Origin of the sequence: Methyloceanibacter sp. (genome assembly GCF_049590335.1) — a bacterium.
GTDB lineage: Bacteria > Pseudomonadota > Alphaproteobacteria > Rhizobiales > Methyloligellaceae > Methyloceanibacter.
This window is the reverse complement of the sequence record NZ_JBAWCQ010000061.1, coordinates 1-6,935: the sequence shown is the minus strand read 5'-3', so window position 1 is coordinate 6,935 and position 6,935 is coordinate 1. Positions and strand designations below refer to the sequence as shown.

Here is a 6,935-nt window from a genome sequence, read left to right as displayed (position 1 = left end):
AAATGTCCCACAGCAGCACCGCGCCGATCAGGACGCCGGCGCCTTGTGCATACGGGTTGTTCGTACTCGCCAGAAACTTCTGCAGGAAGCCCCAAGTCAGCATTTGCAGGAAGGGCCAATAGATCAGTTCGACAATGCGCACGCTGGAACTTCTCAGGAGATAGACATAGCGCCGCAGCAGCGCGCCGACGCGTCGCACCGAGGCTCGCATCCCTGCGGGCGCGAGAAGAATAGGCCGGGTGTCGTCGTGAGTTTGGGGCGTGCTCACGAGGCCTCCCTCGCCGCGCGATCGGACCCGGCTGATCCGGTGCGCCCGCGCACGACATCCAAGAACACGTCCTCGAGCGTTTCGCGGCCATAGGCGGCAATGAGCGCGCGCGGCGTTTCGTCTTCGACGATGCGGCCCGCACGCAGCAGGATGACACGGTCGGCGAGCCGCTCGACCTCGTTCATGTTGTGCGAGGCGATCAGCAGCGTCGCGCCCCTGGCCGACGCGTAGGCCTTGAGCTTCTTGCGAACCCAATCCGCGGTGTCTGGATCGAGCGAGGCCGTGGGCTCGTCGAGAAGAAGCAGTTCGGGCGCGTTCAACAGCCCTTTGGCCAGCCCGACGCGCGTCTTCTGTCCCGCCGAGAGCTTACCAGTAGGCCGGTCCAGAAGCGCCTCGATCTGCAATTGCGCGGCAACGCTCGCGATCCGTGCGCGCGCATTGGCGATACCGTAGAGCCCGGCATAGACCGTGAGGTTCTGCCGAACCGTGAGCCGCTGGGGCAAGTCCACATAAGGGCTTTGGAAATTCATGCGTTGCGCGACGACGTAGCGGCTGCGCGCGACATTGGCCCCGAAGATGCGCACCTCGCCCGCGGTCGGGCGGATCAGGCCGAGCAGCATGGCGATGGCCGTGGTCTTACCGGCGCCGTTGCCGCCAAGCAGCGCCACGGTGGAGCCGGCCTCAATAGTGAAGTCGAGATGGTCGACAGCGGTCACGGACCCGAATCGCTTCGTCAGGCCGCGCGCGACAACCGGCAGCTCGGCCGCACCTGCCGCGCCACCTTGGTCCTCAGCAATGTCTCGCACCACCACGCTCCTGTCCTTGTGGTTCCGGCCGCGCGTTTAGACCGCCTTTTACAGTCAGGGCGCCCTGCGATACGGAACATCTTTGTCGGAATTATAGCTTTGGACCCATGCTAGGATTCGCTTATGAGCCTCATCGACAGCGGCCAAACCAATATCGAGGCCGCACCCCCCGAATGGTTGCGTGCAGGCGATTCCCGTTTGCGCCTGCACACCACCGTCCGCCTGCGGTGGCTCGCCGTGATCGGTCAAAGTCTGACGATCCTCCTGGTGAATTGGGGGCTGGGCATGACGGTGCCCATCGGCTGGTGTTTCGCCGTAATCGCCTTATCGGCTTGGCTAAACGTGGCCTTGCGCATCCGCTTTCCGGAGCGCCAGCACCTGACGGCCCGGTCCGCCTTCCTGATGCTCGGCTTCGACATTCTTCAGCTCGCTGCGCTGCTCTATCTCACCGGCGGGCTTGAGAACCCCTTCGCCTTTCTCCTGGTCGCGCCCGTCGCAGTCTCGGCCTCGGCGTTGCCTCTGCGCACGACTATGGCGCTCGGCCTGCTCGCAATCGGCGCGGCGAGCCTGCTTGTCGCCTTTCACTTCCCTCTGCCTTGGTGTCACCACGACCACTCGGCGCCGGATATTTTCCACCACCCGGTGGCTTGGTGCCAAACTCAAACGCTCGCGATCCCGCGGCTCTACGTTCTCGGCGTCTGGACGGCCGTTGTCCTCGGCATCGTTTTTATCGGCTTCTATACGTGGCGCACCGCCCAGGAGAACCGGCGCATGGCCGAAGCGCTCGCGGCAACCGAGATGGTGCTCGCGCGCGAACAGAAACTGTCGGCCCTCGACGGCATGGCCGCTGCTGCTGCCCATGGACTCGGCACGCCGCTGTCCACGATTGCCGTCGCGACCAAGGAACTGCTCCGCGAGGCCAAGGAAGGCGAGCCAATCTATGACGATCTTCTTCTCGTGCGCCATCAAGCCGAGCGCTGCCGCGACATTCTGAAGGACTTGAGCGCCCGCGCCGAGGAACTGGACACCATTCTCTCACGCCTGCCCGTGAGCCACCTCATCGATGAGGTCGTCGAGCCATACCGACCCCTCGCCGTCCCCATCACAGTGACCGCCGGTCCGAAGCCGGGCGTGTACGCCAAGAGCGATGCGGCCCGGGAACCCGTCACCGACCGCAATCCAGGCGTTCTCTACGGGCTCGGCAATCTCATCGAGAACGCGCTCGACTTTGCCAAGGACCAGGTCAGTGTCGACGCCACCTGGTCACGCGACGAGGTCCGGATCGTCGTCACCGATGACGGAGATGGCTTTCCACTCGATGTTCTCGAACAGCTCGGGGAGCCCTTCGTGACCACGCGGCCTGCCACAACCATCGATCATGACGAGCCCGGCCACGCCGGCATGGGGTTGGGCTTCTTCATCGCGAAAACGCTCCTGGAACGGTCTTGTGCGCGCCTTGAGCTCGCAAACCGTCCCGAGCCCGAAACTGGCGCCGTCGTGAAGGTGATTTGGTCTCGAAAAGCGTTCGAAACGCCTGAATGCTGGGACAACGAGGAAATGGCGATTTAGGTTTCGGCAGCCTCCCCGCCCAGGTTTAGCCCTGCGCCGTTCACCATGCTCGCAAGTTCGGAGCGCTGACATTTCCCGTTTTGTGCCATTTTTCAATGCAAATGATTATGTCCTAATAGGCCAAGACTTGTCATGTTCGCCAGAAGACCTTACCTCTGAAGTCAGGCCGTATAAGGAAAAACGTTTCCGCGTCTCGGAGGACACGCCCTTTGGTTGGGTTTTATGACCGCGAAGGGAGCAGGTTTATGGACATCCAGTCGGTATCAACGATGTCAGACGAGTTCAGCGGAGCGCCTCAAGACAACACATTGCTGATTGTCGACGACGACCGCGCATTTCTTCAGCGCTTGGCGCGTGCAATGGAAACACGTGGCTTTGCCGTCGAGGCGGCCGCGTCCGTCGACGAAGGATTGGCGGTCCTCCGGCAGCGTCCTCCGGCTTATGCCGTGGTGGATATGCGCCTCGACGACGGCAACGGCATTGATGTGATCGCGGCCCTGAAGGAGATCCGGCCTGATTCGCGCGCCGTCGTCCTGACAGGCTACGGCAACATCGCCACGGCCGTGTCCGCAGTGAAGATTGGCGCCGTCGATTATCTCGCCAAACCAGCCGACGCCGACGACGTCTACAACGCGCTAGTCGCCTCGCCCGACGACAAAGCATTGCCGCCGGAAAATCCGATGTCGGCCGATCGTGTTCGCTGGGAGCACATTCAAAGGGTCTACGAGCTCTGCAATCGCAATGTCTCGGAGACCGCGCGACGGCTCAATATGCACCGGCGCACGCTGCAGCGCATTCTGGCGAAGCGCGCGCCCAAGTAGAGACCCTCAGAAAGACTTGGACGGTTAGCTTCTCAGTCGGCAACCGGGATCCAAATGATGCTGGAGGCGGAGAGCGGCGGTGCGCGCGAAGCACAGCATCATGGCTTTGCGGCGGGTGGCATTAAGCCGGTCTTCCGTTGGTTCCCGGACAAGTTCGGCGCCATAGCGATCGGCGAGAATGAGCCCTGCGTGTTCGGGGATCACCTCGTTCGGAAAGTCCGCGGACACGGCGAAATAGAGCCGATCGCAAAAGTCGAGATACTCATGCCATTTTCCATCGGTGCGATAGTCAGCAAGGCAGGATTTGATCTCCACGATCATGATATCACCCGAGCCGGAAAGTCCCACCACATCGGCACGCCGTCCGTTGGCTAACGGCAATTCTGTAATCACAGAATGGCCATAGGCGCGCAGCGTCCGGCAAACGCCGCGCTGGAGCGCGGCGGCGGCATCCGACTGGCGACGGTCGACGACGATCAACGGGTCCTTGTCCGAGTGGGCCACACTTGATTTCCCTTGCACCGAAGCTTCCTTGGGTACTGACGTTGGCTTTTTGATGTCAGGTCATCGTCACGGAATTGTGCATGGTGGCTCGTTTTGAGATATGGAACAAGCAACGAACCGTTGCTCTTAAGAAGGCACCGGCGATTCGCCGACACTGCGACCCATGGGAGGAACAATGAGCCTCACCGAGCTTACCGTCGCCGCAACGAAACAGGATGCACCGACATCGCCCGACCGTCTCAGCGAGAGGCTGATGCGGACCCGCGCACTTTCCCAAGACCTTGCTCGCCCTTTGAGCGACGAAGATCAGGTCGTTCAGGCGATGGACGATGCCAGTCCGACGAAATGGCATCTCGCCCACACGACATGGTTCTTCGAGGCCTTCGTCTTGTCGCAGCATCTTCCGGGCTATGTTTGCTTCAACGAGCGCTTCGAATATTGTTTCAACTCCTATTATGAGAGCGTCGGCCCGCGCCATCCACGCCCGTTTCGCGGGCTGCTGACCCGTCCGTCCGGTGATGAAGTGCGCGCCTATCGCGCCCATGTGGACGAGGCACTCGAGAAGCTCTTCGCGCACGACGTGCCGAAGGAGGCCTTGAGCCTCGTCGAGCTCGGCATCAATCACGAACAGCAGCATCAGGAATTGCTGCTCACTGACGTTTTGAACCTGTTCGCATCCCAGCCGCTGAAGCCCGCCTATCGCGATGATAACGCGGGCGTTCCGGCAGGCGAAGTGGCGCTGCCGGCCTTCACGGCCTTTGAGGGCGGCGTATTCGAGGTCGGTTATTCGGGCTCGGGCTTTTCCTACGACAACGAAGGTCCTCGCCACGAACAACTCATCCGCCCCTTCAAGCTCGCCAATCGCTGCGTCACCAATGCCGAGTGGATCGCCTTCATCGAGGATGGCGGCTACGAGACCGCGGTGCTGTGGCTGGCGGATGGATGGAATCTCATCAACGCCGAAACTTGGCGCGCGCCACTCTATTTCGAGCCGCATGACGGCGGCTACGGACAGATGAGCCTTCGCGGATTCCGTCCAGTGGACCCGGGTGCCCCGGTGACCCATGTCAGCTATTTCGAAGCAGATGCCTTCGCGCGCTGGGCGGGGTATCGGCTTCCTTCCGAATTCGAGTGGGAGCACGCGTCAGCCTCTATTGCCGAGCGCGGCCAGACTCTGGGCGCCGGACATTTGCGACCCCAGCGCGCCCCAAATGAGACGGGTTTGTCCCAGATGTTCGGCGATGTTTGGGAATGGACGGCCAGTGCCTACCTGCCTTATCCAGGCTATAAACCGGCCCGCGGCGCAGTGGGTGAATACAACGGAAAATTCATGTGCAACCAATTCGTTCTCAAGGGTGGCTCCTGCGCGACGCCCGACGGCCATATCCGGCGCACCTACCGCGATTTCTTCTATCCTCATCAGCGCTGGCAGTTCACAGGCCTGCGCCTGGCGGCGGACGCTTAATGGCGCGCGCGTTTTGCATGCCGCAGGTAAAAAATTCCATGTCCCATGCCCAAGGTTCCATGCCACAGCTACAAAGCGACATCGACGACGACGCCGGTGCCGTCAACGATTCCAGAACGGCGGAGTTCGCCGAAGCGGTCTTGAATGGCCTCGCGCATGAGCGGCGCAGCATTCCCTCGCGCTTTCTGTATGACGAAATCGGATCGGCGTTGTTCGAAGACATTACGAAGCTCGACGAGTACTACCCCACCCGCACCGAGATCGGGCTGCTTCGAGCGCACGGCACCGAGATCTCCGAATGCGTCGGCCCGGTGGAGACGCTGGTGGAGTTCGGCTCCGGCTCGAGCCGAAAGACGCGCCTCCTCATCGAGGCCCTGAATGGCCTTGCGACTTATGTGCCCATCGACGTCTCGGAAACCTTTCTTGCCGAAGCCGCAGAGCGCCTCGAAGCGGATTTCGAGAGCCTGACCGTCAGCCCCGTCCTCGGCGACTTCACCAAAACCCGCGTGCTCAATGGCATCCAGCCTCACCGGCCGCTGGGCTTTTTCTCCGGTTCGACCATCGGCAACCTCAACCACCAGGAGGCTCACGCGTTTCTGGAGAACGCGGCGCAGCTCTTGGGAGAGGGCAGCACTTTTCTGATTGGCGTCGATCTCGAGAAGAGCCTCGACGTTCTGATCCCCGCCTATGACGACGCCGGCGGGGTGACCGCCGCCTTCAGCCTCAACCTCCTCGCCCGGGTCAACCGAGACCTCAGTGGCGACTTCGACACCGATCGTTTTGCGCACCGGGCGTTGTACAATGCGCGCGAGAGGCGGATCGAGATCTACCTTGAGAGCCTTGCCGACCAGATCGTCCACGTTCTCGGGCAGCGCTTCGACTTCGCGGAGGGCGAGCGCATCCACACGGAAAACTCGCACAAATATACCGTGGAGCGTTTCCAGGACCTCGCGGCGCGCGCCGGCTGGACTCCGGCCCAGGTTTGGACCGACGAGGCCGAACTTTTCAGCCTCCATCTCTTGCTGCTTCCGTAAATTGCGGACAGCCGCAGCTTCGTCTTGCAACGGGGCAAGGCTCCGGGGCATTGTGCCGCCACCACGAGGAGCAGGAGGGGTAGCGCGTGTCCGATCTTCCAACCGGCAATGCGGCCATCGGCCAATCGGGCGGGCCGACCGCCGTCATCAACCAGTCTCTGGCCGGCGTTGTCGAGAGCCTGCAGGCGGGCCTCGTTGCGTCCGGCACGGTAAAAAAAATTTACGGCATGCGCCATGGCGTGCGCGGGATCGCCAAGGACGGCGGCGATCTGATCGATCTCACGAGCCTTACAGCCGAGACCATCGAGGCCATCGCGCGGACGCCATCCGCGGCGCTCGGCTCCACCCGCGACAAGCCTGACGATGCCTATTGCGCGCAGATTCTTGAGGGCTGCCGTCAGAACGACATCCGCTATTTCTTCTATATCGGCGGCAATGATTCCGCCGATACCTGCCGGATCGTGAGTG

7 protein-coding genes and 1 pseudogene are annotated in these 6,935 nt (G+C 61.9%); 5 read left to right on the top strand and 3 right to left on the bottom strand.

Annotated elements, in window-relative coordinates; all coding sequences use genetic code 11:
- Both WBQ77_RS04845 and WBQ77_RS04840 read right to left on the bottom strand, forming a co-directional pair.
- Window positions 1-268 (bottom strand): annotated as a pseudogene (locus WBQ77_RS04845) (hypothetical protein); the annotation flags it as partial.
- Window positions 265-1,080: an ABC transporter ATP-binding protein gene (locus tag WBQ77_RS04840; RefSeq protein ID WP_424059154.1), complete on the bottom strand. Its 816-nt coding sequence runs from the start codon at window positions 1,078-1,080 to the stop codon at window positions 265-267. The pseudogene WBQ77_RS04845 and the gene WBQ77_RS04840, both read right to left, overlap by 4 nt.
- 117 nt (window positions 1,081-1,197) lie before the next feature.
- On the opposite strand from WBQ77_RS04840, the gene WBQ77_RS04835 reads away from it, so the two are divergent.
- A complete protein-coding gene (locus WBQ77_RS04835) occupies window positions 1,198-2,643 on the top strand; it encodes an ActS/PrrB/RegB family redox-sensitive histidine kinase (protein ID WP_424059152.1) in 1,446 nt (481 codons plus the stop codon).
- Window positions 2,644-2,888: 245 nt separating this feature from the next.
- Window positions 2,889-3,464, top strand: coding sequence for an ActR/PrrA/RegA family redox response regulator transcription factor (locus WBQ77_RS04830; RefSeq protein WP_424059150.1), 576 nt, complete (start codon window positions 2,889-2,891; stop codon window positions 3,462-3,464).
- 24 nt (window positions 3,465-3,488) lie between these two features.
- Here WBQ77_RS04830 and WBQ77_RS04825 read toward each other — a convergent pair whose 3' ends face one another.
- Window positions 3,489-3,968 carry an MmcB family DNA repair protein gene (locus tag WBQ77_RS04825; protein ID WP_424059148.1) on the bottom strand — a complete coding sequence of 160 codons (480 nt, stop codon included), beginning with the start codon at window positions 3,966-3,968 and terminating at the stop codon, window positions 3,489-3,491.
- 175 nt (window positions 3,969-4,143) lie between these two features.
- Here WBQ77_RS04825 and egtB point away from each other — a divergent pair, with 175 nt between their 5' ends.
- From egtB to WBQ77_RS04810, 3 genes are all read left to right on the top strand, one after another.
- Window positions 4,144-5,433, top strand: a complete 1,290-nt coding sequence (gene egtB / locus WBQ77_RS04820; RefSeq protein ID WP_424059146.1) for an ergothioneine biosynthesis protein EgtB — start codon at window positions 4,144-4,146, stop codon at window positions 5,431-5,433.
- Between the two features lie 59 nt (window positions 5,434-5,492).
- A complete protein-coding gene (gene egtD / locus WBQ77_RS04815; protein WP_424059144.1) occupies window positions 5,493-6,467 on the top strand; it encodes an L-histidine N(alpha)-methyltransferase in 975 nt (324 codons plus the stop codon).
- An 86-nt stretch (window positions 6,468-6,553) separates the two neighbouring features.
- A partial coding sequence (locus WBQ77_RS04810) for a 6-phosphofructokinase (RefSeq protein ID WP_424059142.1) occupies window positions 6,554-6,935 on the top strand: 382 nt, incomplete at its 3' end.